Raw genomic sequence first — 24,076 nt, forward strand, 5'->3', positions numbered from 1 at the left:
ATGACCCGGCCGCTGCTGTGGTTGCTGTTATGGGTGATTCCTGCGCTGGCGACGGCGCAGGATGAGCCGTTGCGCGTGGCGTACAAGGGTGAGTTGCTGTCGTTGAATCAGACGCAACTGATTGCCCGCGAGCCATTGCCGTCGACGCTGGATGCGCCGCTGGGCAGTCTTTGGAAGCTGTTTGTTTACGCGTGGCTGGTGGATACCGGCGCGCGGGAGCCGGCGTATGAGTGTCGCGGGCAGTCGAAGGAAGAAGTTTATTGCTGCTCGGCGGGCGGCAAGATCGAGCGCGATCAGGCGTTGGTGAAATCCTGCGGGTTGTATTTTGAACCTGCACGATTGGGCATAACCGCTGCCGATTGGAGAACTTATTGGCAGACGCGGCAAGCGCCGACGTGGTTGCTGGATTTGCCGTCGGTGCAACCGGCCACGCGGGTTTCTGTGGCTGACTTGCTCAAGGTTTTGTCTTCGCTGCCAGCTCAAGAACAGATGCGCCGTGTGCTGCTCGACGTGGTGTTGAACGCCGCCGACGGTAATGTCGTCGGTGAACTGGGCGGTCGCCTGCGGGTGAAAACCTGGAGCTGGCTCGGCGATCAGGACCCGCAATCGCGGCAGGGCGGGTTTGCCGGTTGGACGGCGGACGGTTCGCCGGTTTGGGCAGGCGGGCGTGGCACCAGTCAGATGGTTTTACGGCATTACGGTGCTGCACTGGCGACGGTGCTGCCAGCGGCGTGGCCGGCGGAGGCGGGGCGTTGTGTCGAGGTCGGACTGTTCTCACGCTATCCGGTCGTGCGGGTTTCGACTGGTGAGGGCGCGGTGACGTCTGGCCCGTTGCAAGGCGATTACCGCGTCGACTTCGCCAACGGCAATGCGCTGGATATCCACAGCGACGGCGAACTGTTTCTGCTCAACGACAAACTCGTGGCACGGCTGGATCGCGAAGAATACGTCGCCCGGGTTTTGGAGCGCGAAGCCAGACCCGAACCCGCCGAAGCCGCCAAAGCGCTGGCCGTGGCGATCCGCACGTATCTGCTGCAAAACGCTACGCGCAACGGCGACTGCCTGAGCATCGACGACAGCAGCAACCGCCAGCGCGTCGCTCCACGTCCAGCCTCCGCCGAGTCGCGCAATATCGCCGCATGGACGGCGGATCTGGTGTTGGCCGGCAGCACCGTCACCTATCACTCCGACCAACCCGGCCCGGACAAACTCGCCTGGCAGCAAGCCGTCGAACAAGCCAACGCTGGCCAGCGCTACGACGCAATCCTGCTGCACGCCTATCCGCGCGCCAGCCTCAGCCGCTGGGACAACCCGGTCGCTTCCTGCGAAGCGCTGCCCGCTGCGCAAGACTGGCTGCAGAAACAGCGACGCGGCTGGCGTCCGAAGCTGGAAAGCGAAACTGGCTACAACGAGGTCAGCACGTTCGCGGTGTGCAAGCTCGCTTTCGGCCGACCCTTCGTCGACCGCGAACGCCAGCGCATCTACGTGCGCGGCGTGCTGACCTTGCAGGATCGCCTCGACCTGACCCACGAATATCTGCACCTGGCCTTTGAAGCACATCCCAACGGCCAGGATGAAACCTACATCGAAGGGCTCGCCCGTCACCTCTTGCTGGAATAGACCATGACACTCCGTTATCCACAGGTCTTGCTGTTGCTCTGCACGTTGACCGCGCTGTCGCCGGCCATCGCCGCTGACAGTGTCAAACTCGACACCCCGGTCGGCGGCTGGCGCAGCGGCGCGCCCGAAGGCGAGGGCGAAAGCTTCCGCCAGACCGTCAACTACCCGGCCTCGTCGGTGAACACCCCGGTCGGCCAGGCCAACACCGCACGCATCAGCGGCGAAATCAAAGCCACACCCAAAAGCAATGAGCCCGGCCGCCTCATCGTCAACGGCGTCAGCATGCCGCTGAAAATCGACGACAGCGGCCGCTTCGATCGCCCGTTCTCCTTCCCCAACGGCAGCAACAGCGTCGAGGTCCGCAGCCCCGACGGCAAGCAACGCCACCGTACGCAATTCCTCAACACCAGCGGCGGCGCCACCCCGGCCAAACTGCGCGTCCTGCTGGCGTGGGACAGCGACGGCACCGACCTCGATCTGCACCTCGTCACCCCCGACGGCGCACACATCTGGTACGGCAACCGCAGCGCCGCCAACGGCGGCGCGCTCGACGTCGACGTTACCACCGGCTATGGCCCGGAAATCTTCGCCATGCCGGCGCCGATCAAGGGGCAGTATCTGGTGTATGTGAATTACTTTGGTGGGGGTTATCGCAGTGATGAAGATGGCGAAGCCGATGCGGTGCAGGCGCTGACGACGGCGCAGGTGACGGTGATTACTGAAGAAGGGACGCCTGGCGAGAAGATGGAGACGTTTCTGATCCCGATGCGGGCGGTGGGGGAGTTGACGTTGGTGAAGTCGTTCAGTTATCCGTGAGCAGGTTCTGGCTCAGGGACAGCACTAGAAACCGGGCGGAATGTAACCGGGTACGAACGGAACGTTGATGCATTTGCCATGAATGATTTTTCCGTCCTCGATCCTGAACAGCACGATCTTTTTGGCTTTATTGACGGTGGCTTCCAGTTTGCAGTCAGAGCTATGCCCGGCGGTCTCGTAGTACTCGGTGTACACCATGCCGTTGCCGGTGTGATTCATAGAAGTACCGGCCGCTTCAGTGGTGGTCCAACTGGAGGACTTGTACCACGTGAGAACGGCCAGATTCTCCCCGCTGGCACCGGTTTGTTTTTTCATTGAGTCGGGTTTGCCGAACAGATCGAGGAGAGTGTCAGATTTTTTGTGTGCGGGCCGGTAATGGCCTGCCGTCAGGCAGGCCGGGTTTTACCAGGTCGGCCTGATAAATCGATCTCCGTACAGAATCGCAAATTGGTTCATCGCACTCTTCCAGTCATGAGCCGCCGAGCCCCAGTTTGCCGTGATGTTACGCAGCCCAAGCCAGATCAGCTTGGTCGCTGCGTCATCCGTCGGGAAGTGGCCCCGGGTCTTGATGATCTTGCGTAGCTGAGCGTTGATGCTTTCGATAGCGTTGGTCGTATAGATCACTTTTCGAATGGCAGGCGGGAAGACAAAAAATGGAATCACTCGATCCCAGGCTCGTCTCCAGGCCGCCACCACCGTTGGGTATTGCTTACCCCAAGGGCCATTTTCAAAGGCATCCAGTGCTTCCTCAGCCGCTTCTGCGTTGATGGCTTGATAGATCGGTTTTAGCGCCTTGGCCAGCTCACGGCGCTTGTCCCACGCCGCGTAATCGAGGCTGTTGCGGATCAAGTGGACGATGCATGTTTGCAGCGTTGTTGCCGGAAATACTGCGCTTAGCGCCTCTGGCATGCCTTTGAGACCGTCAGTCACGGCGATCAGCACGTCCTCTACGCCGCGGGTCTTGAGGTCGTTGAAGACCTTCATCCAGAACTTCGCACCCTCGGTGTTTTCGATCCAGATACCAAGAATATCGCGCGTTCCATCGGGTAAAACACCCAGCGCCAAGTAAATCGCCTTGTTGCGGACAAGGCCTTCTTCTCGGATCTTGACCCGCAGCGCATCGAAGAAAATGACTGGGTACATCGGCTCAAGCGGTCGCTGTTGCCACGCACCAATTTCCTCCATCACCTCGTGCGTGACTGAGCTGATGAAGTCATGGGAAACGTCCGTCCCGTATTGCTCAGAGAGGAAAGCGCGGATTTCTCGAACGGTCATGCCTCGGGCATACATGGCGATGATCTTGTCATCAAAACCGGTGTAACGCCGCTCATGCTTGGGGATCAGAATGGGGGCAAAACTGCCATCCCGATCACGGGGAATCTCCAGCCGCAGCGGGCCATCCCCCGTCAAAATCGTCTTGCCCGTTTTGCCATTGCGCTGGTTGGTTTCATCCTCTGGGCGCTGCGCGCCCGGCGGATACCCCAGGTGGTGACCGAGCTCGGCACTCAATGCTCGCTCAATCAAGGCCTTCTTGAAGGCCGCAGAAGCGTCTTCAATAGCCTCTGCGGTAATCAGCCCCTCACCGAACTCTTCGAGCAGCTCCTTGGGGATTTTTGGTAGGTCACGCAGGGGTTTCTTTTTGGTTGGCATACATGCACCTCTTACTCATGTTATGCCCGAACACAAAATTTCTGACACCCCCAGATCGAGTGCCTCCTGAACATCCCGGCCTTCCCAGCGCGACTGCGCAACAAGGTGGCAGCCATTCACCAACAAAGTTGAGGCTGTCATCAGCAGCACCAGTAACGTTTTAGTCCATTGATTCATCATGACTCCCGATGTCATGTGCAATACGAAATAGCGCGCTGCAGCGTTAAGAAATCAGGCTGTTACTTGTTGCCCAGTATCGAGTCGAGGTTGTCCATCATCTGGCCTTTTTCCTGAACAAGCGCCAGTTTGAAGAATATTTGCTGCATGCCCTGAATCATCTGCAAGTGCTCCATCTTGCCCAGCGCGATCATGTCTTTTTTCTCTTGGGAACAAACGAAGGCAAGGGCACGTTGCACCCAGAACTCCTTCGGCTGCTGCCATTGCTGGTTCACTTTCAGGTGCCGCAGCAGGTAGGCAATTCGATCCACCGACTGGCCATTAACAAACCGCAGCTTGTTTGTCTTGCACTGAACTTCCAGGTTATAGGCATCAATCATCGGCTTGCCCGGCTCTTCATACACCAGCGTCACCGCCAACATCTGCGCGCCCTTGGTAAGTGTCGACGGCACCACAGAAGTTTTGTCGGCGACATACATGATGTTTTTGTGCGGGACGCCGTTGCCATAAATGATCCACCAGTCGCCGATGGGGTTCGGTTCGTCTGCTAACGCTGAAGTGGCTGACGACAGTGCGGTCAGTAAAGCGAGGGATTTACTCAGTTTTAACAACGATGACATGGTGCTGCTCCATTCCTTGGCGCTTTTGTGATGCACAAAAACAGAATGGAAATTTAGTGGCGAGTGCCGACTGGGGCAATTAGGGCGGATGTGCTAATGGCTTATTGAAATGGTCGTTTGTTGACCATTAATTATCGGTAAGGCTCAGGTACAACGAACGTAGCGTCTGTACGCGGTTGCGTCCCTGATTCTTGGCACCGTACAGCGCCTGGTCGGCTTCCGAGAGCAGGCGTGACAGGTCATGACCGGATTCGCGGGTGGTCACCACGCCGATACTGACACTAAGCAATCCAGGCTCAAGAATCGGCAATTGCGAGAACGAACGACGGATCCGTTCGGCAATTTCCAGTGCAGTCTGTTCATCGCAATCGTTGAGCAAACAAGCAAACTCCTCACCGCCGACCCGCCCGCAAACATCTTCATTGCGCAGGCTCTCGACCATGATCCGGCCAAACGCAATCAACGCCTGATCCCCAACGGGATGGCCATAGGTGTCATTCAGACGCTTGAAGTTATCCAGATCGCACAGCAACAATGCTGCCGGTTCCCCGTATTGCTGACTTTCGGCAAGCAACTGCCCGGCGTTCATCATGAACGCGCGACGATTGCCAATGCCCGTCAGCGGATCGCTGAACGCCGCCGCTTTGAGCTTGAGCTCTGCACGCTCTTTGACCATCGCCAGCGTGATGTAGGCGATGCCGATGACATACAGCATCGACTCGAACAGCATGAACGAGAAAAACGGCACGCCCTCGCCACTGCCCAGCAGCGCTTTTGTCACCGGCAGCCCTTCATCGGTCGCACTGCGAACGGCGTAGAACACAGTGTGCAAAACGGTCAGCACCAGTGCCGGCATAAACGCGACGTCCAGAGTGTGGCGGCTGCGCCAGAGCTCCAGCGTTGTCAGCACGCCGTAACTGAATGCCAGCAAGGAGTAGATTAAAACCCGATTTGGCATCGACTCGTAGAAGGCGGGAATCAGGCACAAGGTCAGCCAGGCGAACGCCCCCGCCAGAGTGCCGGACACAGAAGGCTTGCGCCCGACCAGCGTGCGCATGGCCGTCCAGTTCATCGCTGCACTGAGCAATAGAACAACATTGCCGAACACAATGGGAACGAAGTCGACGTCTCGATCACGCCAACTGACCAATACCACACCCATGGCGCCCAGCAGCATCATGCTGCCGAGGTACGCCAGTGGCGGCTCGCGGGTTTCGCGATACCAGGCGTGCAGCGTCAACAGCCCCATCAAAAACAAGACGAAGACCGAAACGACCAGCAAGGTCGGGATATGCAGGGCCATTCCATGGATTCCCGTGAGGCTCAATACCGGAATCCGGCCGGGGTCGGGGATGCGGGTAAAAACAGAGGGGTGCTTATAAGGCGGGATTTAGCACTGTGGGGGTTGGGTTTGGCAAGTGTTGGGCAGATGTCTCTGAAAAGCTAAAGGTCATCCAGACTGACTTTGACGCGTTGCGGGGACGCCGGTCGCTCCCTGACCATCCTTTCAATCGCAATCGCAGATTCATCGTGCCGAGGCTTTTGCCTTGTAACATTAGAAGCAGAGTTGTCTCTTTGTGGTAGACGATGGTTACGAAAGGCGATGGAAAGTACCTCTGGTATTCTCACAGGCATTAAAAAGCCGGCTTGTGGCCGGCTTCTCGGGGACTGGCTTGGTTTATTTTTGGTAAACCGCGTCAGCCTTCAAAATGTACACCCGGATCTGCGTCCGGCTGTGGGACTTGGTAGACGTTGGTCTGCCGCGTCGGGCGTCATCTGAGCCGCGGGAGCGGGTCGATGCGCGAATGTGGGGCGCAGGATACTGAGTTTTGCTTTGGATTCCCAGTGGGAAGTGCGGGTTAGAGCGACCGCAGCAGTAGAAATCGGGGATTTGTACTGTTTTTCAGGGCCTCTTCGCGGGCAAGCCCGCTCCCACAGGGTTCTGTGTGAATTTAGAGTCAGTCAAACCAGGTCAGAGAAACGGCACTACCGGCCGTCTCTTGCTCAGCGTCGACCACCAGAACACCCAACCCAATATATGAATCCTCTGCTCTTCTATCTGCGCGGGGCGGAAGACCTCGTCCGGGTATTCGGCGCTGTTGTGGCTGCGCAGTCGCAAGCCGTTGCCGGGCATGCGGTGCAGGTATTTGATGCGCAGCATGCCGTCGTGTTCGATGGCGTAGATTTCGCCGTCGACGACCTGGGTCAGGCTGCGGTCGATAGCGACGATCGAGCCGTCGTCGATGCGGTCGGCCATGCTGTTGCCGATCATGTGCGCGCAAATGGCGTCGCTGGGGCGGATTTCCAGTTGATCGAGCTGTGCGCGCAGCAGGCGAATGGACAGGTCCGGGTCCTGGATGACGTGGGTTTTGTCAGAGCCGTTGGTCAGTGGCGTTTCCTTGAAGAACGCCAGGTTGATGTCGTTGGGGTCAATGACGGTGTAGACGCCGCGGATGGATTGGGCATCAAATGTATCGCCGTTGCTGGCAGGCATTTGCAGGCGCGGGGACTCTTTCGTGCCTTCGCCGGTTTTCAACCATTCGCTGTTGACGGACAACAGGCGTGAGACTTCTTCCATGCGATACGCCGGGACGCCACGGGTGTACCAGTTGTGGATATTTTGGGCTTCCGTGCCCCAGAACTTTGCGAAACCGGTGGTGGTGATGTTCGCTGCTTCCAGGAGTGCCTTGAATCGTGGACCGCTAGTGTTCTTTCTCATAAACACGGAGTCTACGGCCGCGCTAGAGCGGTTTGAATAAACCGGGCGTTCAAAAAAAGCCTGAATTTTGCGACGGGATGTAAGACGCACTTGTGGGAAATTACACGCCTTAAAACTTTTCTGTAATCCGCCATAAACGCATTGTTTAATGCGCGCGGAGAAGTCGAAAAAAAACCCGGAAAAACCGGGTTTTTTTCAAGCGTTACGTCGCAGGCTTAGCCTTTGTAGGCAGCAACCGACTTGGTGATCGCATCGCGAGCGGCGTCTGCACCGGCCCAGCCTTCGATCTTGACCCATTTGCCTTTTTCGAGATCTTTGTAGTTCGCGAAGAAGTGCTCGATCTGCTGGATCAGCAGTGGCGGCAGGTCGGTGTATTCCTTCACATCGACGTACAGCTGGGACAGCTTGTCGTGTGGCACTGCGATGACTTTGGCATCGCCGCCGCCGTCGTCGGTCATGTTCAGGACGCCGACTGGACGCGCGCGGATCACCGAGCCTGGTGCAACCGGGTAAGGGGTCACAACCAGCACGTCGAGGGGGTCACCGTCGTCAGCCAGGGTGTTCGGGATGAAACCGTAGTTGGCCGGGTAGAACATTGGGGTGGCCATGAAACGGTCAACGAACAGGCAATCGCTGTCTTTGTCGATTTCGTATTTGATCGGCGCGTGGTTGGCCGGGATCTCGATCGCGACGTAGATGTCGTTCGGCAGGTCTTTGCCAGCCGGAATCTTGCTGTAGCTCATTGGGCGTTGCCCCCGTAGTTGACCAAAAACACTTGGCCGGATTGACCAAAAAGTGGCGGCGATTATAGGCATATTCTGCCGCGTACGCCATGTACTGAGCGTCGTGCTGCGCTTAGTCGTGAGCCTGATAGACCGGGTCTGTGGCCTGAAGTTGCCGCAACCTGCCCAATGGATCCTGCCGGTAGAAACGCTTGAGTTGCAAGTAGACCTGTGGATAAGCCTCGTGCAGCAGATCCGGGGCGCTGAAGAAGTACTCGCTGGTGACGGCGAAGAACTCCGCCGGGTTTTCGGCGGCGTAGGGGTCGATGGCGGTTTCAGCGTCTGGGTCGCGGTCGAGTTGCTGATTGAGGTGGTCGTAGGCCTTCTGCATCACTTCGGCCCAGTCGCTGACGCGCATATCGGTGTGCAGCGGCGGCAGGCCATTGGCGTCGCCGTTGAGCATGTCGAGTTTGTGCGCCAGTTCGTGGATCACCAGGTTGTAGCCTTCCCAGCCACCACTGGCCATCACGCCCGGCCAGGCGAGGATGACCGGCCCTTGTTGCCAGGCTTCGCCACTGTGTTCACCGTCCCACTCGTGTTCGACACCGCTGGCGTCGCGATGGCGCTGCGGGCTGAGGAAGTCGTCGGGGTAGAGAACGATCTCGTGAAAACCCTGATACCAGTTCAAGTCGCCCAAATGCAGAAGCGGCAATTGCGCCTGGGCGGCGAGCAGCAGGCGTTGCTCCTGGTGCAGTTCGACGCCGGGCAGGGCGGTCAGGTGTTTGTCTTCCAGAAATAGAACGCAGGCTTCGCGCAACCATTGGTCTTCGGCGACCGTGATGCCGTCGAGGAAGCTCAGGTGATGGCGCACCCGTTGCCAAAGGTCGTCGGCAATCGGGTGCTTTGCCAGAATGCGCCGGCGTCGCCAGGCGCTCAGCGACCACATCGGCTTAGCGCGATTGCGCTTTGGCGCCGCCGAAACGGCTGCGAACCACGCCGAGGATCATTGGCACCAGCGACAGTAGAATGATCGCTACTACCAGCAACGACAGGTTCTTCTTGATGAACGGCACGTTGCCGAAGAAATAACCCAGTGTCACCAGGCCGCCAACCCAGAGGATGGTGCCCAATACGCTGAAACCGAAGAAGCGCGGATACGGCATCTTCGCCACGCCAGCGACGAACGGCGCGAAGGTACGGATGATTGGCAGGAAACGCGCCAGCGTCACGGTCTTGCCGCCGTGCTTGTCATAGAAATCGTGGGTTTTTTGCAGGTAATCGCGACGGAAGATTTTCGAGTTCGGATTGCTGAACAGTTTTTCCCCGGCCGTTCGTCCGATCACGTAGTTGGTGCTGTCGCCCAGGATTGCCGCGAGCATCAGCAGACCGCCGAGCAGCACCGGGTCCATGCCGCCGCCAGCCGCAACGGCGCCGGCAATGAACAGCAGCGAATCACCCGGCAGGAACGGCATCACTACGAGACCGGTCTCGCAGAAGATCACCAGAAACAGGATGGCGTAGATCCACGGCCCGTAGTTGTTCACCAGCAAATCGAGGTAGACATCGAGATGCAGGATAAGGTCGAGCGGGTTGAAATCCATGGGGGCACCTGTAGTGGCGGCCCGACTCGGCAGGCCTGTGCGGATGACTTCGTGTAAGCCTACAAGCAGGTGTAGTTTTTCTTACAAGCCGGAAAGCTCGGGATTATACGGTCTGAATGATGAAAAGCGCGTTGGTTTTGTAGCGGGGGATGTCGGGGTGTGAACAATTGTCAGGTATACCGGGAGGGGGATAAAAGATCGCAGCCTTCGGCAGCGCCTACACTTGGAATACGTTCCCCTGTAGGCGCTGCCGGAGGCTGCGATCTTTTCGATTCAAAGCTCTTCGCTGATCGGCAGCACGTAGTTCTTGAATTCGGTGTCTTCCTTGAATCCGATGGATTCATAGGTTTTTTGCGCGACTTCGTTGTTGCTGCTGGTGGACACGCGCATACGTACGGCCTGGGTTTCCTTGGCCATTTTCTTCGCGGTGCGGATCAGGTTGTCGGCAACCAGTTGGCGGCGGGCGTCTTCGGCGACGTAGATGTCGTTGAGGATCCACACGCGTTTGAGTGACAGCGAGGAGAAGCTTGGATACAGCTGGCAGAAACCCATCAGTTTCCTGTCGTCATCATCGGCCAGGGCCAGATAGATCACCGACTCCTTGCGGCGCAGGCGTTTTTCGAGGAACGCGCGGGAGGAGTCCGGGTAAGGCAGGGAACCGTAGAACTCGCGATACTTGACGAACAACGGGGTCAACAAATCCAGATGTTCGAGGGTCGCTTGAATAATCCGCATGATAGGTCTCGTCTTCAAGTGGCTGTCTTCAACTGCTCTGACGGCGATGGGAAACCCTGGCGGCCGTGCATCGATCCTGCCTGAAAGCAGCGCAGAAACGCAATGCGGAATCGGTTCAGGTTGGGGGCGGAGCGAGTAGGAAGTTTCCCTTCATGTCCGCCTCTGCGTCCGACTCCAGTGTCTGAACCTGTGCTTCGTCCTTCAGATTGACCCCCGACAGCTGCCGCCGGCAGGCTTCGCGCATCAGATACAGCAAGCGATGCGCCGCCATGCCGTAGCTCAAGCCCTCAAGCCGCACGTTGGAAATGCAATTGCGGTAGGCATCGGTCAGTCCGACTTTTGGATTGTAGGTGAAATACAAACCCAGGCTGTCCGGCGAGCTGAGGCCCGGGCGCTCGCCGATCAGCATCACGACCATCTTTGCGCCGAGCAGTTGGCCGACTTCATCGCCGACGGCGACCCGGCCCTGTTCCACCAGAATGATGGGCGCAATGGACCAGCCGTCAGCGCTCATCTGCTCTTGCAGCCGAGTGAGAAACGGCAATGTGTGGCGATGTACCGCCAGTGCCGACAAACCATCTGCCACGACAATCGCCAGATCGACACCACCCGGATGCGCCGCCGCGTAGTCACGCAGGCTCTGTGCCGAATCTTCACTCAACTTGCGCCCCAGATCCGGACGTTGCAGGTAGCTGTTGCGATCCGTCGCCGCGCTGTGCAGAGGCAGGCTTTCGCGCCCACGTTCAGCGAGTTGCGCACCGAGCCCGGCATGGTCGAACGGCAAATGCACGGCATCCCGCGCCTGCGCGTGGGCGAACTGGAAATCCAGTTGCGCGCGGGTTGGCAGGCTGGTGCCGGTACGGCCAAGAGCGATCCGCGCCGGGGTCAGGCGACGCAGTTCCAGCCATGGGTTTTGCGGGTCGACGGGTGGTTTTTCCATAAGACTCATCCCAGTTGCGCCAAAGCCTGGCGAAAGGCCGGCGGCAGGTTATTGCCAAAATGCACCTTGCCGTCCGCCTGAGTGAAGATGCCCATACGGGCCAGCCACTGTTCGAATTCCGGGGCCGGTTTCAGGCCCAGGGTCTGCCGGGCGTAGAGCGCGTCATGGAACGAGGTGGTCTGGTAGTTGAGCATGATGTCGTCGGAGCCGGGGATGCCCATGATGAAGTTGATCCCGGCCACACCCAGGAGGGTCAGCAGGGTGTCCATATCGTCCTGGTCGGCTTCGGCGTGGTTGGTGTAGCAGATGTCGCAGCCCATCGGCACACCGAGTAACTTGCCGCAGAAGTGGTCTTCGAGTCCGGCGCGAATGATCTGTTTGCCGTTATAGAGGTATTCCGGGCCGATAAATCCTACGACGGTGTTCACCAGGAATGGCTTGAAATGTCGTGCCACGGCGTAGGCCCTTGTCTCGCAAGTCTGCTGATCGACACCGTGGTGGGCGTTGGCTGACAAGGCGCTGCCCTGACCGGTTTCGAAATACATCAGATTTTGCCCGAGGGTGCCGCGATTCAGGCTCAACCCGGCGTCATAGCCTTCCTGTAAAACATTCAGGTTGATGCCGAAACTGGCGTTGGCCGCTTCGGTGCCAGCAATCGACTGGAACACCAGGTCCAGCGGCACGCCGCGGTTGATCGCTTCGATGGAAGTGGTGACGTGGGTCAGCACGCAGGCCTGGGTCGGAATGTCGTAGCGCTGGATGATCGCATCGAGCATTTCCAGCATCGCGCAGATCGAGGCGATGCTGTCAGTGGCCGGGTTGATGCCGATCATCGCGTCGCCGTTGCCGTACAACAGGCCGTCGAGAATGCTCGCGGCGATGCCGGAGGGCTCGTCGGTCGGGTGATTGGGTTGCAACCGCGTCGACAGGCGCCCGCGCAGGCCGAGGGTGCAGCGGAACTTCGTCACAACGCGGATTTTCTGTGCGACCAGCACCAGATCCTGTACGCGCATGATCTTCGACACGGCGGCGACCATTTCCGGGGTCAGGCCGGGGGCGAGGGCGCGCAGGCTGGTTTCATCGGCGGCGTCGCTGAGCAGCCAGTCGCGGAAACCGCCGATCGTGAGATGGCTGACCACGGCGAAGGCTTGTTTGTCGTGAGTGTCGATGATCAGGCGGGTGACTTCATCGGACTCGTAAGGAATCAGCGTTTCTTGCAGGAAATGCGTGAGCGGGATGTCGGCCAGCGCCATTTGCGCCGCTACGCGCTCGCCGTCATTGAGCGCGGCCACCCCGGCGAGGAAATCCCCGGAGCGCGCCGGGCTGGCCTTGGCCATGACGTCCTTGAGGCTGTCGAAGCGATAGGTCTGGGCGCCGACCGTGTGAGCGAAACTCGCCATACAGAATTCTCCGTGACGGCGCAGGCCAGGCCCGCGCCGTGGTTTTCGACCGTCAGTGCAGGGCTTCTTCAGCTTTCTGAATCGCCGCAAATTCTTCTTCCGGCGTACCTGCTACCAAGTGATGTCGACTGTAGAAAGCAAAGTAAGCAATTAACACTCCATAGATGATAGCGGCGCCGATCACGACCCGCGGATCGACCAGGAATCCCGCAATCACGGCGATGCAGGCCAATACCAGCGCAACACCCGAAGTGAAGATGCCGCCGGGCGTACGGTACGGACGATCCATTTTGGGGCGACGAATGCGCAGGGTGATGTGCGCGGCCATCATCAGCACGTAGGAAATGGTCGCGCCAAACACCGCCACCAGAATCAGCAAATCGCCCTGGCCAGTCAGTGACAGCCCGAAACCGATGATCCCCGGAATCACCAACGCGAGCACCGGTGCCTTGCTTTTGTTGGTCTCGGACAATTTGCGCGGCAGGTAGCCTGCGCGGGACAAGGCGAAAATCTGCCGCGAATAGGCGTAGATGATCGAGAAGAAACTGGCGATCAGCCCGGCCAGACCCACGAGATTGACGAAACCGCTCATCCAGGTCGAGCCGCCGTAGGCTTTGCTCAATGCTTCAACCAGTGGGTTGCCCGACGTCAGCAGCGAGTTGGCACCGGCGCCGCCCGGCCCGACGATCAAAATCAGCAGGGCAAACGCCAGCAGTACCAGCATGGCGCCGATGAGCCCGCGTGGCAGGTCGCGCTTGGGGTTTTTGGTTTCTTCGGCGGCCAGCGGCACACCTTCCACAGCGAGGAAGAACCAGATCGCGTAAGGAATAGCCGCCCACACGCCAACGTAGCCGAACGGCAGGAAAGGGCTGGCGCCGGTAGCGCTGGTCACAGGGATGTCGAGCAGATTGGCGACGTCAAAGTGCGGCACCATGGCCACCAGAAATACACCGAGCGCCAGAGCGGCGATGGCCGTGATGACGAACATCAGCTTCAACGCTTCGCCAACCCCGAAGATATGGATGGCGATAAAAATGATGTAGAACGCCAGATAAATCATCCAGCCGCCGACGCCAAACAACGATTCGCAATAAGCGCCGATGAACACGGCAATCGCGGCCGGGGCGATGGCGTATTCGATGAGGATCGCGGTACCGGTCAGGAAGCCGCCCCAAGGGCCGAAGGCACTCCGTGCAAATCCATAACCGCCACCGGCCGTGGGAATCATCGAGGACAGTTCGGCCAGGGAAAAACACATGCACAAGTACATGGTGGCCATCAGCAGTGTCGCGAGGAACATGCCGCCCCAACCGCCTTGCGCCAGGCCGAAGTTCCAGCCGGCATAATCGCCTGAGATCACATATGCGACACCGAGCCCGACCAGCAGAACCCAGCCCGCGGCACCTTTTTTCAATTCGCGTTGTTGGAAGTAGTCCGAGCCGACTTTTTCGAAGTCGACGGAAGAGCCGGACGCCGGAGCGCCAGCAGGAGATTCGCTAGGCATAGGGTTCACCATTCTTATTGTTTTATTGGCCCGATTGTTCCGTCAGAAACCATGGGGTTGAAAGGCACACCGCTTTCGCGAGCAGGCTCGCTGCCACATTGGAGTTGTGTCGAGTCGAACATTGCAGGTGCACGCAATTCCTTGTGGGAGCGAGCCTGCTCGCGAAAGCTATCTGAGGGGCGATGCAGAAATGACTGCCTCGCCCCCCATCCGCTTAGAAGAAGCCCAACGGATTGATGTCGTAGCTCACCAGCAGGTTTTTGGTCTGCTGATAGTGATCGAGCATCATCTTGTGGGTTTCACGGCCGACACCGGACTTCTTGTAACCGCCAAACGCGGCATGCGCCGGGTACAGGTGGTAGCAGTTGGTCCACACGCGACCGGCCTTGATCGCCCGGCCCATGCGGTAGGCGCGGTTGATGTCGCGGGTCCACAAGCCGGCGCCGAGGCCGAACTCGGTGTCGTTGGCGATGGCCAGCGCTTCGGCTTCGTCCTTGAAGGTGGTGATGCTGACCACCGGGCCAAAGATTTCTTCCTGGAACACACGCATTTTGTTGGTGCCCTTGAGCAGGGTCGGCTGGATGTAATAGCCAGTCGACAGATTGCCCTCGAGTTTTTCCACCTTGCCGCCCGTCAGCAGTTCGGCGCCTTCGCCCTTGGCGATTTCCAGGTACGACAGGATCTTGTCGAATTGTTGCTCGGACGCCTGGGCGCCAACCATGGTGTCGGTGTCCAGCGGATCGCCACGTTTGATCTGCAGGACTTTCTTCATGACCACGGCCATGAACTCGTCGTAGATCGATTCCTGTACCAGCGCGCGGGAAGGGCAGGTGCAGACTTCGCCCTGGTTGAAGAACGCCAGCACCAGGCCTTCGGCGGCTTTCTCAATGAAGGTCGGCTCGGCCTGCATGATGTCTTCGAAGAAGATGTTCGGCGATTTGCCGCCCAGTTCCACGGTGGACGGAATGATGTTCTCGGCGGCGCATTTCATGATGTGCGAGCCAACCGGGGTCGAGCCGGTAAAGGCAATCTTGGCGATGCGTTTGCTGGTGGCCAACGCTTCGCCGGCCTCTTTGCCAAAGCCCTGAACAACGTTCAGCACGCCCGGCGGCAACAGGTCGCCGATCAGCTCGACCAGCACGGAAATACCCAGCGGAGTCTGCTCGGCAGGCTTGAGCACCACGCAGTTACCCGCGGCCAGGGCTGGCGCCAGTTTCCACGCGGCCATCAGGATCGGGAAGTTCCACGGGATGATCTGACCGACCACACCCAGTGGTTCGTGAATGTGATAAGCCACGGTGTTGCCGTCGATTTCGGCAGCGCTGCCTTCCTGGGCACGGATGCAACCGGCGTAGTAGCGGAAATGGTCGGCGGCGAGCGGGATGTCGGCGTTGAGGGTTTCGCGGATGGCTTTGCCGTTGTCCCAGGTTTCGGTGATCGCCAGCAGTTCGAGGTTGGCTTCGATGCGGTCGGCGATTTTCAACAGGATCAGCGAGCGCGCCTGCACCGAGGTTGCGCCCCACGCATCGGCAGCGGCGTGGGCTGCGTCCAGTGCCTTGTCGATGTCTTCGGCAGTGGAGCGCGGGAATTCGGCAATTGGCTGGCCGTTGACCGGCGAAGTATTGGTGAAGTACTGACCTTTGACAGGCGCGACGAACTCGCCGCCGATGTAGTTACCGTACTTGCTCTTGAACGAGACTTTGGCGCCTTCAGTACCGGGGTGAGCGTAACGCATGATGATGTTCTCCTTGGCTTTGTACTTATTAGAGAAACGCGCAAGTGCGCTTGCTATAAGCGTAGAGCAAGGGTCGGGCCACTGCCGTGCAGGTCAGGTAAATCAAGGCCTTGCGCGGTTTTTGTCGGACGGGCGGATTGCCACTGTGACGGTTTCGGTACAGATCGGGTGACAGTTTGTACCGTTTTTGGCACAGCCTGTGACCGGGCAGTCTGGCCAGCATTGCAATGCGCCGGTGGCTGGAGGATGCTGGGCGTCACCTCAAGCATTGGGCCGACGAGCCTCGGGGAGAACAATAAGAAATGCACGACAACCATTTGAATCGCCATGCCCAACAGGTTCTCACCGCCACCCAAGGCAAACCGCACCTGCACGGGCCCGGAGCCGATCCGTCGATTGCCCGCTCGTGGCTGCGCTGCCTTGAGGACTATCACCTCGACCCCGCGCTGAGCATGGCGCCTACCGTGCTCGAACACGGGCGCGTGCTCGAAAGCCGCGAACGTCTGCAGCAGGTGTTGCAGATCGCCGGCAATGAAATGAGCAGCCTGCATCAACAACTCTCCGGCGCTGGTCATGCGGTGCTGCTGACCGACGCGCGCGGGGTGATCCTCAACTGCGTCACCGCGCCTGCCGAACGCAAGATTTTCGAACGCGCCGGCCTCTGGCTCGGCGCCGACTGGAGCGAAGCCTGTGAAGGCACCAATGGCATCGGCACCTGTCTGGTCGAGCGTCAGGCACTGACTATTCACCAGGACGAACACTTTCGCGGACGCCACACCGGCCTGACGTGTTCGGCGAGCCCGGTGTTTGACCCCCATGGCGAACTGCTGGCCGTGCTCGATGTGTCCTCGGCGCGCCACGACGTCTCGCGCCAGAGCCAGTTCCACACCATGGCGCTGGTCAATCTGTCGGCGAAGATGATCGAGAGCTGCTACTTCCTGCGCTGTTTCGATAACCAATGGCTGCTGCGTTTCCACTTGCAGGCCGAGTCCGTCGGCCTGTTCAGCGAAGGGCTGCTGGCGTTCGACGGGGAAGGGCGGATCAGTGCGGTCAACCAGAGTGCGCTGAACCTGCTCGGGCATATTCGCGGTGGCTTGCTCGGCAAACCGGTGGAGGCGTTTTTCGATTGCTCCCTCGATGAATTGCTTGGCCGGGCGAGCGCCAATGCCAGCGCCAGTTGGCCGTTGCGCACCCGCGATGGCCGGCATCTGTTTGCCGTGTTGCGCGGCGAATCGCGTAAGCCGACGCCGATCATGCCGACGCCGGTTGTGGCCCAGACTCCGCGCTTGTCGGGTATCTGCCTCGGCGATGCGGCGTTGCAAGCAGACTTCCGCAAAGCCCTGCGCGTCTTCGAGCGTGATGTGCCGTTGTTGATCAATGGCGAAACCGGCTCTGGCAAAGAGGCCTTCGCCAAAGCAGTGCATCAGGCCAGTCAGCGCTCGCGCAAGGCGTTTGTCGCGCTCAACTGTGCGGCGATTCCCGAGAGCCTGATCGAGAGCGAGCTGTTCGGCTATCGCGGCGGTAGCTTCACCGGCGCACGCAAGGACGGCATGCGTGGCAAGTTGCAGCAGGCCGATGGCGGTACGTTGTTCCTCGATGAAATCGGCGACATGCCGCTGGCCTTGCAGACACGTTTGCTGCGGGTGCTGGAAGATCGGCAAGTGGTGCCGATCGGCGGCGAGCCGGAAGCGGTCAACGTGCGGATCATCAGCGCGACCCACCGCAATCTGCTGGAACGGGTTGCGGACGGCAGCTTCCGTGAGGATCTGTATTACCGACTCAACGGGCTGGAGGTGGCGTTGCCGGCGTTGCGCGAGCGCAGTGACAAATCGCAACTGTTGGACTTCCTGCTGGCCGAGGAGGCGCGCGGGGAAACGATCCTGATTGAAGAGCCGGCGCGGCAGGCGTTGCTGGCGTTCAACTGGCCGGGCAATGTGCGGCAGTTGCGCAACGTACTGCGTACGTTGGCGGCGTTGTGTGATGAGGGAAGGATCGGGCCGGAGGATTTGCCGGTAATGATTCGCCAGGCGCGGCCACAGGTGTTGGAGGTTTGCTCATCCGAACATCCGCTGGAGGATGCCGAGCGGTTGGCGTTGCTGAATGCCCTGGAACAGCAACGCTGGCATATGACGCAGACGGCGCAGCAGCTTGGGGTCAGTCGCAATACCCTCTATAGAAAGCTGCGTAAACACGGGATTGCCCGCTAAACCGCGCCGCACCGTTCGCGAGCAGGCTCGCTCCCACAGGGTTAGCGCCAACCTTGTGGGAGCGAGCCTGCTCGCGAAGGCGTCGGCAAAGGCGAAACACAAGGTGCGAATTCCCCCTCCCTACGCTAACCTGCGGCCATGTTTTACGAGGTCGACTATGCACATTCATATTCTGGGTATCTGCGGGACTTTCATGGGCTCGATGGCGGTTCTGGCCAAAGAGCTGGGCCATCACGTCACCGGTTCCGACGCCAACGTCTATCCGCCGATGAGCACGCAGCTTGAAGCCCAGGGCATTCAACTGACTCAAGGCTACGACCCGGCCCAACTCGATCCGGCGCCGGATCTGGTGGTGATCGGCAACGCCATGTCCCGCGGCAACCCGGCGGTGGAATATGTGCTGAACAAAGGCCTGCCATACGTTTCCGGCCCGCAGTGGCTGGCTGATCACGTGTTGCAAGGTCGTTGGGTGCTGGCGGTTGCCGGTACTCACGGCAAAACCACCACCAGCAGCATGCTCGCCTGGGTACTGGAACATGCCGGCATGAGCCCGGGGTTCCTGATCGGCGGTGTGCCGCAGAACTTCTCGGTGTCGGCCCGTCTGGGCGGCACGCCGTTCTTCGTGATCGAGGCTGACGAATACGACAGCGCGTTCTTCGACAAACGCTCGAAGTTCGTTCACTACCGTCCACGCACTGCGATCCTCAACAACCTTGAGTTCGATCACGCGGATATTTTCCCCGATCTGCCGGCGATCGAGCGGCAATTCCATCACTTGGTGCGTACGATTCCGAGTGAAGGCCTGGTGATCCATCCGACCACCGAGCCTGCGTTGCAGCGTGTGATCGAAATGGGTTGTTGGACCCCAGTGCAGACTACCGGTGTCGGCGGTCAGTGGCAGGTCAAGTTGCTCAGCGAAGACGGCTCGGCCTTCGAAGTGATGTTCGAAGGCGTGTCCCAGGGCACGGTCGAGTGGGAGCTGACCGGTCAGCACAACGTCGCCAACGCCCTGGCCGCGCTGGCGGCAGCGCGTCACGTCGGTGTGGTGCCGTCGATGGGCATTGCCGGGTTGAGCGCGTTCAAGAACGTCAAACGTCGCATGGAGAAGGTCGCCGAAGTGCGTGGCATCACCATTTACGACGACTTCGCCCACCATCCGACCGCAATTGCCACCACCCTCGACGGTCTGCGCAAACGCATCGGCGACGCTCCGCTGATCGCGATCATCGAACCGCGCTCCAATTCGATGAAGCTCGGCGCGCATCGCGACGGTTTGCCGGACAGCGTGGGCGATGCCGATCAGGTGATCTGGTACGCCCCGGCCAACCTCGGCTGGGATCTGGCCGCCACCGCAGCGCTGTGCAAAGTGCCGTCGATTGTCAGTGATTCGCTGGAAGGCATCATCGAGCGCGTGAAGAGCCAGGCGCAGCCCGGCACCCACGTGGTGATCATGAGCAACGGCGGCTTCGGCGGCCTGCACGGCAAACTCGCCGAGGCGCTGCAATGAACGCTTTTTCGCAGAACGGCGGCCCGGAACGCATCACGCTGGCGATGACCGGTGCGTCCGGCGCGCAGTACGGTTTGCGCCTGCTCGATTGTCTGGTGCGTGAAGATCGCGAAGTACACTTCCTGATCTCCAAGTCGGCGCAACTGGTGATGGCCACCGAAACCGACGTGACGCTGCCGCCCAAGCCGCAGACGATGCAGGCGTTCCTCACCGAATACACCGGGGCCGCCGCCGGGCAGATCCGCGTGTACGGCAAGGAAGACTGGATGTCGCCGGTGGCTTCCGGCTCCGGTGCTCCGGCGGCGATGGTGGTGGTGCCGTGCTCGACCGGCACGCTGTCGGCGATTGCCACCGGTGCCTGCAACAACCTGATCGAACGTGCCGCCGACGTGACATTGAAGGAGCGTCGCCAGTTGATTCTGGTGCCGCGCGAGGCGCCGTATTCGAGCATTCATCTGGAGCACATGCTCAAGCTGTCGAACATGGGCGTGACCATTCTTCCGGCTTCACCGGGTTTCTATCACCAGCCACAGACCATCGATGATCTGATCGATTTCGTCGTGGCGCGGATTCTTAATCTGCTGGGGATTCCTCAGGACATGCTGCCGCGTTGGGGCGAGCATCATCTGAGCAGCGATGAATAAGCTGCTGGTGATTTGCCTGGCGCTGCAACTGAGCGGCTGCGCCACCGTGAGCACGCTCGATGCGGCCAAGCCGGGGGCGCCAGTGGTGTATTCGGGGACGCGGCTGGATTTGTATGCATTGAATGGCGGGTGCTGCGCGATGGATCGGTTTGGCGCTGAGGCGCCGAGCTATCCGGGTGTGGATCTGCCGGCGAGTGCGTTGTTGGATACGCTGCTGTTGCCGTTGTCTTTGCTGACGGTGCTTGGCGTAGGTTTTCAGGCGACCGGCGGATTGTAGGGGAGTGCTGCGCACTCCATTCGCGAGCAGGCTCGCTCCCACAGGGGGACGCGGTGCAATGGTGGGAGCGAGCCTGCTCGCGAAAGCTTTCTTCCTGACGCGATAGATTATTTACCGAGCTTCCTCAGCTCATCCGACTCGATCACCCGCACCCCATCCTGTTCTTCCAGCGCCAGCCGCCACATCGCCCGGGCCAGTTGGCAGGCCTCGATCCCGCGATACTTACCGGGAATCAATTTTGAAAACGGCGCGGCCAGTTGCTCGCCCAGACGTGGCTCGGTCCGTTCCCCAAGCAACAGCGACGGCCGGCAAATGGTCAGTTGCGGCCAGTCTTGCGCGCGCAATGCCTGTTCCATTTCTCCTTTGACCCGGTTGTAGAAAATCGACGACTTCGGATCGGCGCCCAGCGCACTGATCACAATCAGATGCCGCGCGCCCATCTCCCGCGCGCGTTTGGCAAACGCCACCACCATGTCCAGATCCACCGCGCGAAACGCCGCTTCCGAGCCGGCCTGTTTGATCGTCGTGCCGAGGCAGCAATAGGCGATGTCGACGCGACCGCTGAGCTGCGGCAGAAACGCCTGTGGATCGCCGACCGGATTTTCCAGATGCGGATGCTCGGCCAATGGCCGACGTGAAGGGGCGAGCACGCGGGTAATCGTTGGCTCGTTGAGCAAGCGGTCGAGTAGATGTTCACCGGTCAAACCGGTGGCTCCGGCAAGCAATACGTGCTGAGGCGTCAAGTACATAGTGTCTCTCCCTTGATACTGTTCAGCTTAGTTGCTCTTTATCGCTCCGTCGTTCAACGCAGCGCTTTGCAAAGCTTTTCGCGCTTGCTGTTTACGCAGCAGTTGCCAGTGCGACAGCACGGTTTTCGGCGCCCAGATCTGCGGTTCCGAAGCTTCGAAGTTATCCGCCAGTTCGCGCTCGGCAACGGTGGCCCTGGCCCGTTTGAAAGCTTGCTCCAGATCGTCGGTCTGGTTCAGCGCCTGGGCGAACAGCGCATCGCCGAAGTAGGTGAAGTTGGCTTCTTCCGAGCAGCCGAACGATACGCGATCAGCGCGTGAAGCCGTCATGATCAGGGTGCGTTCGTCTTTCAGTGCCGGAATGAAACCGCCGGAATAACACGACGAAATCACGATGATTTTGTCGCGATTCTTCAGCGGTGCCAGCACGGCGGCGAGTTCGTCGGCGGGCAGGTCGGCCAACTCCATGCGCGGTTGGTCGAGTACCAGTTCATGTTCGGCGGTGCCGTGGCTGGTCAGGTAGATGAACAGCAAGTCTTCCGGGCCGCTGCGTTCGGCGAGGGTTTGCGCGGCGCGGCGCAGGTTTTCGCGGGTGGCCATCGGCCGGTCGCCGAGGTGGTCGCGGTGGTTGACCAGACGGATCTGGCCATAGGCGCCGAAGCGCGTGTTGAGCATGTTGGCGACATAGTCCGACTCGCGCAGGAACACGCTCTGCTTGCCGTCGCCGCCGAGGGTCAGGGTGTACAGCTCAATGGCCGGGGTCGAAGCCGGGATCGCGGCCAGCGCATCGTCGAGCAGGCGGCCCTGCGCGAGCAAGCCGAGTTCGAGGGTGTCGGGCAGCAACTTGCCGTCGGCATCGCGCACGCGCTGGCCGTTGATCCAGGTGCCACTCATTACCGTGCCATCGGTCAGCACCAGGGTGCCGCGTCCGGCGTAACTGTCGCTGTCGAAACCACCGATGTAGAAGCTGCCGTCAGCCAGGTTCAAGCGGCCCTGACCGCTGAAGCGCCAGTCGCTGAAAGAACCGACGTAGTGGCTGCCATCCGCGCCGATCAATTCGCCTTTGCCGGTCAGTGCGCCTTCTTTGAACTGGCCGAGCCAGACGTCGCCGTCAGCGTTTTCGTAGCGGCCCTTGCCGTGCAATTGGTTGTTCTTGAAACCGCCGACATAGATGTCGCCATCGGCGCTGTTGAAGGTGCCGTTGCCTTCCAGTTGACCGTTGACGAAATGGCCGGTGAACGAGTTGCCGCTGGAGTCGCCGCGCTGGCCTTCGCCATTCGGTTTGCCGTGGGCGAACTGGCCCTGATAGGAGCTGCCGTCATCCATTTCCAGACGGCCGAGCCCGGAATATTGATCCGCCTTGAATTCGCCACGGTAGGTCATGGCGTTTTCTTTCAGAGTGCCTTCGCCATCACGCCGGCCTTGTTTGAAGCCGCCGGTGTAACTGCTCGCATTGGTGGTCAGGCTGCCCTGACCGTCGAACAGCCCCTGCTGGAACTGGCCACGATAAACCTCGCCGTTGCTGCCGTGCCATTCGCCCTGACCGTGCCATTGCCCCTTGTCGAACTGCCCGGCGTACCAGCTGCCGTTGGGGTAGTCGACGCGCCCCTGACCTTGCAGCAAGCCATCGACCAGTTCGCCGCGATAGCGTCCGCCGTCCGGCAGGCGCGCATCGGGAGGCAACAGCGATTCGCCGTCGCCGCAAGCGGCAAGCAACAGGGTCAAGGCAAGGGGAGCAAGAGTCGCGAGTGAGCGCATAGCGGGATCCGGGCAATTAGGCGACCGAGTATGCCGCAGCTATGTGACCTTATACAGCCGCTGAAGGGGAGCGGATGCGAAACAGCGTGCGCCGGTTCGCATCCCGGCGCTTAAACGAAGCAGAGCGACAGCGGTTCAGCGATGTAGGCCGGTTTGTCCGAGCCTTCTATCTCAAGTGTCGCGGTGGCCTTGAGCAGCCATTGGCCTGGTTTTTTCTCGGTCACTTCGCCCAGATCGACCTTCAGGCGGACTTTGGAATTGACCTTCACCGGCTGGATGAAGCGCACGATGTCGAGGCCGTAGTTGACCACCATCTTCACGCCTTGCGGCAAGATCAGGATGTCTTCCATCAATTTGGGGATCAGCGACAACGACAGGAAACCGTGGGCAATGGTGCTGCCAAATGGCGTTTGCGCGGCTTTGACCGGGTCGACGTGAATGAACTGATAATCACCGGTGGCTTCGGCGAACAGGTTGATGCGTTCCTGATCGATGGTGAGCCATTCGGAACGTCCAAGTTCCTTACCGACATAATCTTTGAGCTCTGCAACTGGAACATAGGGCATTGAGACTCTCCTTGGGTTCATCGGTTTTATAGTTTTTCAGGTGGGGGATTTGACCGCCCTGCGAACCACTGTAGATCATCATGGCGATTTGCTCCGGTCAACCGACCATGCTTTTGGCGAATGCCGATCCAT

Annotated in this window: 23 protein-coding genes; 6 read left to right on the plus strand and 17 right to left on the minus strand. The window is 59.8% G+C overall.

Translation table 11 applies throughout. The features are described from left to right. Positions 1 to 1,620, plus strand: a complete 1,620-nt coding sequence (locus ATI02_RS19580; protein ID WP_100847098.1) for a DUF2300 domain-containing protein — start codon at positions 1 to 3, stop codon at positions 1,618 to 1,620. A 3-nt stretch (positions 1,621 to 1,623) separates the two neighbouring features. Continuing rightward, the gene (locus tag ATI02_RS19585) at positions 1,624 to 2,436 is read left to right on the plus strand and encodes a YfaP family protein (protein WP_095188486.1); all 813 of its coding nucleotides are present in this window, start codon (positions 1,624 to 1,626) and stop codon (positions 2,434 to 2,436) included. A 24-nt stretch (positions 2,437 to 2,460) separates the two neighbouring features. On the opposite strand, the gene ATI02_RS19590 is transcribed toward ATI02_RS19585, so the two are convergent. The 14 genes from ATI02_RS19590 to exaC form a co-directional block, all read right to left on the minus strand. Further along, positions 2,461 to 2,751 carry a hypothetical protein gene (locus ATI02_RS19590; RefSeq protein ID WP_100847099.1) on the minus strand — a complete coding sequence of 97 codons (291 nt, stop codon included), beginning with the start codon at positions 2,749 to 2,751 and terminating at the stop codon, positions 2,461 to 2,463. A gap of 87 nt (positions 2,752 to 2,838) precedes the next feature. Further along, positions 2,839 to 4,086: an IS256 family transposase gene (locus tag ATI02_RS19595; RefSeq protein ID WP_095191982.1), complete on the minus strand. Its 1,248-nt coding sequence runs from the start codon at positions 4,084 to 4,086 to the stop codon at positions 2,839 to 2,841. Between the two features lie 15 nt (positions 4,087 to 4,101). Then, positions 4,102 to 4,263 carry a hypothetical protein gene (locus tag ATI02_RS32060; RefSeq protein WP_157815143.1) on the minus strand — a complete coding sequence of 54 codons (162 nt, stop codon included), beginning with the start codon at positions 4,261 to 4,263 and terminating at the stop codon, positions 4,102 to 4,104. A gap of 62 nt (positions 4,264 to 4,325) precedes the next feature. Further along, positions 4,326 to 4,919, minus strand: coding sequence for a hypothetical protein (locus ATI02_RS19600; protein ID WP_238156307.1), 594 nt, complete (start codon positions 4,917 to 4,919; stop codon positions 4,326 to 4,328). 91 nt (positions 4,920 to 5,010) lie between these two features. Then, a complete protein-coding gene (locus ATI02_RS19605) occupies positions 5,011 to 6,186 on the minus strand; it encodes a GGDEF domain-containing protein (RefSeq protein ID WP_100847101.1) in 1,176 nt (391 codons plus the stop codon). A gap of 669 nt (positions 6,187 to 6,855) precedes the next feature. Continuing rightward, a complete protein-coding gene (locus ATI02_RS19610) occupies positions 6,856 to 7,602 on the minus strand; it encodes a S24 family peptidase (protein ID WP_100847102.1) in 747 nt (248 codons plus the stop codon). A gap of 215 nt (positions 7,603 to 7,817) precedes the next feature. Next, positions 7,818 to 8,345, minus strand: coding sequence for an inorganic diphosphatase (ppa, locus tag ATI02_RS19615; RefSeq protein ID WP_095188472.1), 528 nt, complete (start codon positions 8,343 to 8,345; stop codon positions 7,818 to 7,820). A gap of 112 nt (positions 8,346 to 8,457) precedes the next feature. After that, on the minus strand, positions 8,458 to 9,270 hold the full coding sequence (locus ATI02_RS19620) for a M90 family metallopeptidase (protein ID WP_100847103.1): 813 nt from the start codon (positions 9,268 to 9,270) through the stop codon (positions 8,458 to 8,460). A 4-nt stretch (positions 9,271 to 9,274) separates the two neighbouring features. Next, positions 9,275 to 9,925, minus strand: a complete 651-nt coding sequence (locus tag ATI02_RS19625) for a DedA family protein (protein ID WP_095188470.1) — start codon at positions 9,923 to 9,925, stop codon at positions 9,275 to 9,277. A gap of 273 nt (positions 9,926 to 10,198) precedes the next feature. After that, positions 10,199 to 10,660, minus strand: coding sequence for a GNAT family N-acetyltransferase (locus tag ATI02_RS19630; protein ID WP_100847104.1), 462 nt, complete (start codon positions 10,658 to 10,660; stop codon positions 10,199 to 10,201). Positions 10,661 to 10,775: 115 nt separating this feature from the next. After that, on the minus strand, positions 10,776 to 11,600 hold the full coding sequence (gene eutC / locus ATI02_RS19635) for an ethanolamine ammonia-lyase subunit EutC (protein ID WP_100847105.1): 825 nt from the start codon (positions 11,598 to 11,600) through the stop codon (positions 10,776 to 10,778). A 5-nt stretch (positions 11,601 to 11,605) separates the two neighbouring features. Continuing rightward, on the minus strand, positions 11,606 to 13,000 hold the full coding sequence (locus tag ATI02_RS19640; protein ID WP_100847106.1) for an ethanolamine ammonia-lyase subunit EutB: 1,395 nt from the start codon (positions 12,998 to 13,000) through the stop codon (positions 11,606 to 11,608). 52 nt (positions 13,001 to 13,052) lie between these two features. Then, complete coding sequence (gene eat, locus ATI02_RS19645) at positions 13,053 to 14,504, minus strand: ethanolamine permease (protein WP_095188467.1); 1,452 nt, start codon at positions 14,502 to 14,504, stop codon at positions 13,053 to 13,055. A gap of 214 nt (positions 14,505 to 14,718) precedes the next feature. Beyond that, on the minus strand, positions 14,719 to 16,239 hold the full coding sequence (gene exaC / locus ATI02_RS19650) for an acetaldehyde dehydrogenase ExaC (RefSeq protein WP_100847107.1): 1,521 nt from the start codon (positions 16,237 to 16,239) through the stop codon (positions 14,719 to 14,721). A gap of 302 nt (positions 16,240 to 16,541) precedes the next feature. Between exaC and ATI02_RS19655 the strand changes: the two genes are divergently transcribed. From ATI02_RS19655 to ATI02_RS19670, 4 genes are all read left to right on the plus strand, one after another. Continuing rightward, complete coding sequence (locus ATI02_RS19655; RefSeq protein ID WP_100847108.1) at positions 16,542 to 18,446, plus strand: sigma-54-dependent Fis family transcriptional regulator; 1,905 nt, start codon at positions 16,542 to 16,544, stop codon at positions 18,444 to 18,446. A gap of 157 nt (positions 18,447 to 18,603) precedes the next feature. Further along, a complete protein-coding gene (gene mpl, locus ATI02_RS19660) occupies positions 18,604 to 19,953 on the plus strand; it encodes a UDP-N-acetylmuramate:L-alanyl-gamma-D-glutamyl-meso-diaminopimelate ligase (RefSeq protein WP_100847109.1) in 1,350 nt (449 codons plus the stop codon). Further along, positions 19,950 to 20,597 carry a flavin prenyltransferase UbiX gene (gene ubiX, locus ATI02_RS19665; protein WP_100847110.1) on the plus strand — a complete coding sequence of 216 codons (648 nt, stop codon included), beginning with the start codon at positions 19,950 to 19,952 and terminating at the stop codon, positions 20,595 to 20,597. The genes mpl and ubiX overlap by 4 nt, the downstream gene beginning before the upstream one ends. Continuing rightward, positions 20,590 to 20,874 (plus strand): YceK/YidQ family lipoprotein, encoded by a 285-nt coding sequence (locus tag ATI02_RS19670; RefSeq protein WP_095188462.1) that lies wholly within the window; start codon positions 20,590 to 20,592, stop codon positions 20,872 to 20,874. Before ubiX ends, ATI02_RS19670 begins: the two co-directional genes overlap by 8 nt. Positions 20,875 to 20,981: 107 nt before the next feature. Here ATI02_RS19670 and ATI02_RS19675 read toward each other — a convergent pair whose 3' ends face one another. The 3 genes from ATI02_RS19675 to ATI02_RS19685 all read right to left on the minus strand — a co-directional run bounded on the left by ATI02_RS19675 (position 20,982) and on the right by ATI02_RS19685 (position 23,944). Then, positions 20,982 to 21,623, minus strand: coding sequence for an oxidoreductase (locus ATI02_RS19675; RefSeq protein ID WP_095188461.1), 642 nt, complete (start codon positions 21,621 to 21,623; stop codon positions 20,982 to 20,984). Positions 21,624 to 21,650: 27 nt separating this feature from the next. Then, the gene (locus tag ATI02_RS19680) at positions 21,651 to 23,378 is read right to left on the minus strand and encodes a C13 family peptidase (RefSeq protein WP_100847111.1); all 1,728 of its coding nucleotides are present in this window, start codon (positions 23,376 to 23,378) and stop codon (positions 21,651 to 21,653) included. A gap of 110 nt (positions 23,379 to 23,488) precedes the next feature. Further along, a complete protein-coding gene (locus ATI02_RS19685; protein WP_100847112.1) occupies positions 23,489 to 23,944 on the minus strand; it encodes a MaoC family dehydratase in 456 nt (151 codons plus the stop codon). Between the last annotated feature and the right edge of the window lie 132 nt (positions 23,945 to 24,076).

The organism is Pseudomonas baetica (assembly GCF_002813455.1).
Taxonomy (GTDB): domain Bacteria; phylum Pseudomonadota; class Gammaproteobacteria; order Pseudomonadales; family Pseudomonadaceae; genus Aquipseudomonas; species Aquipseudomonas baetica.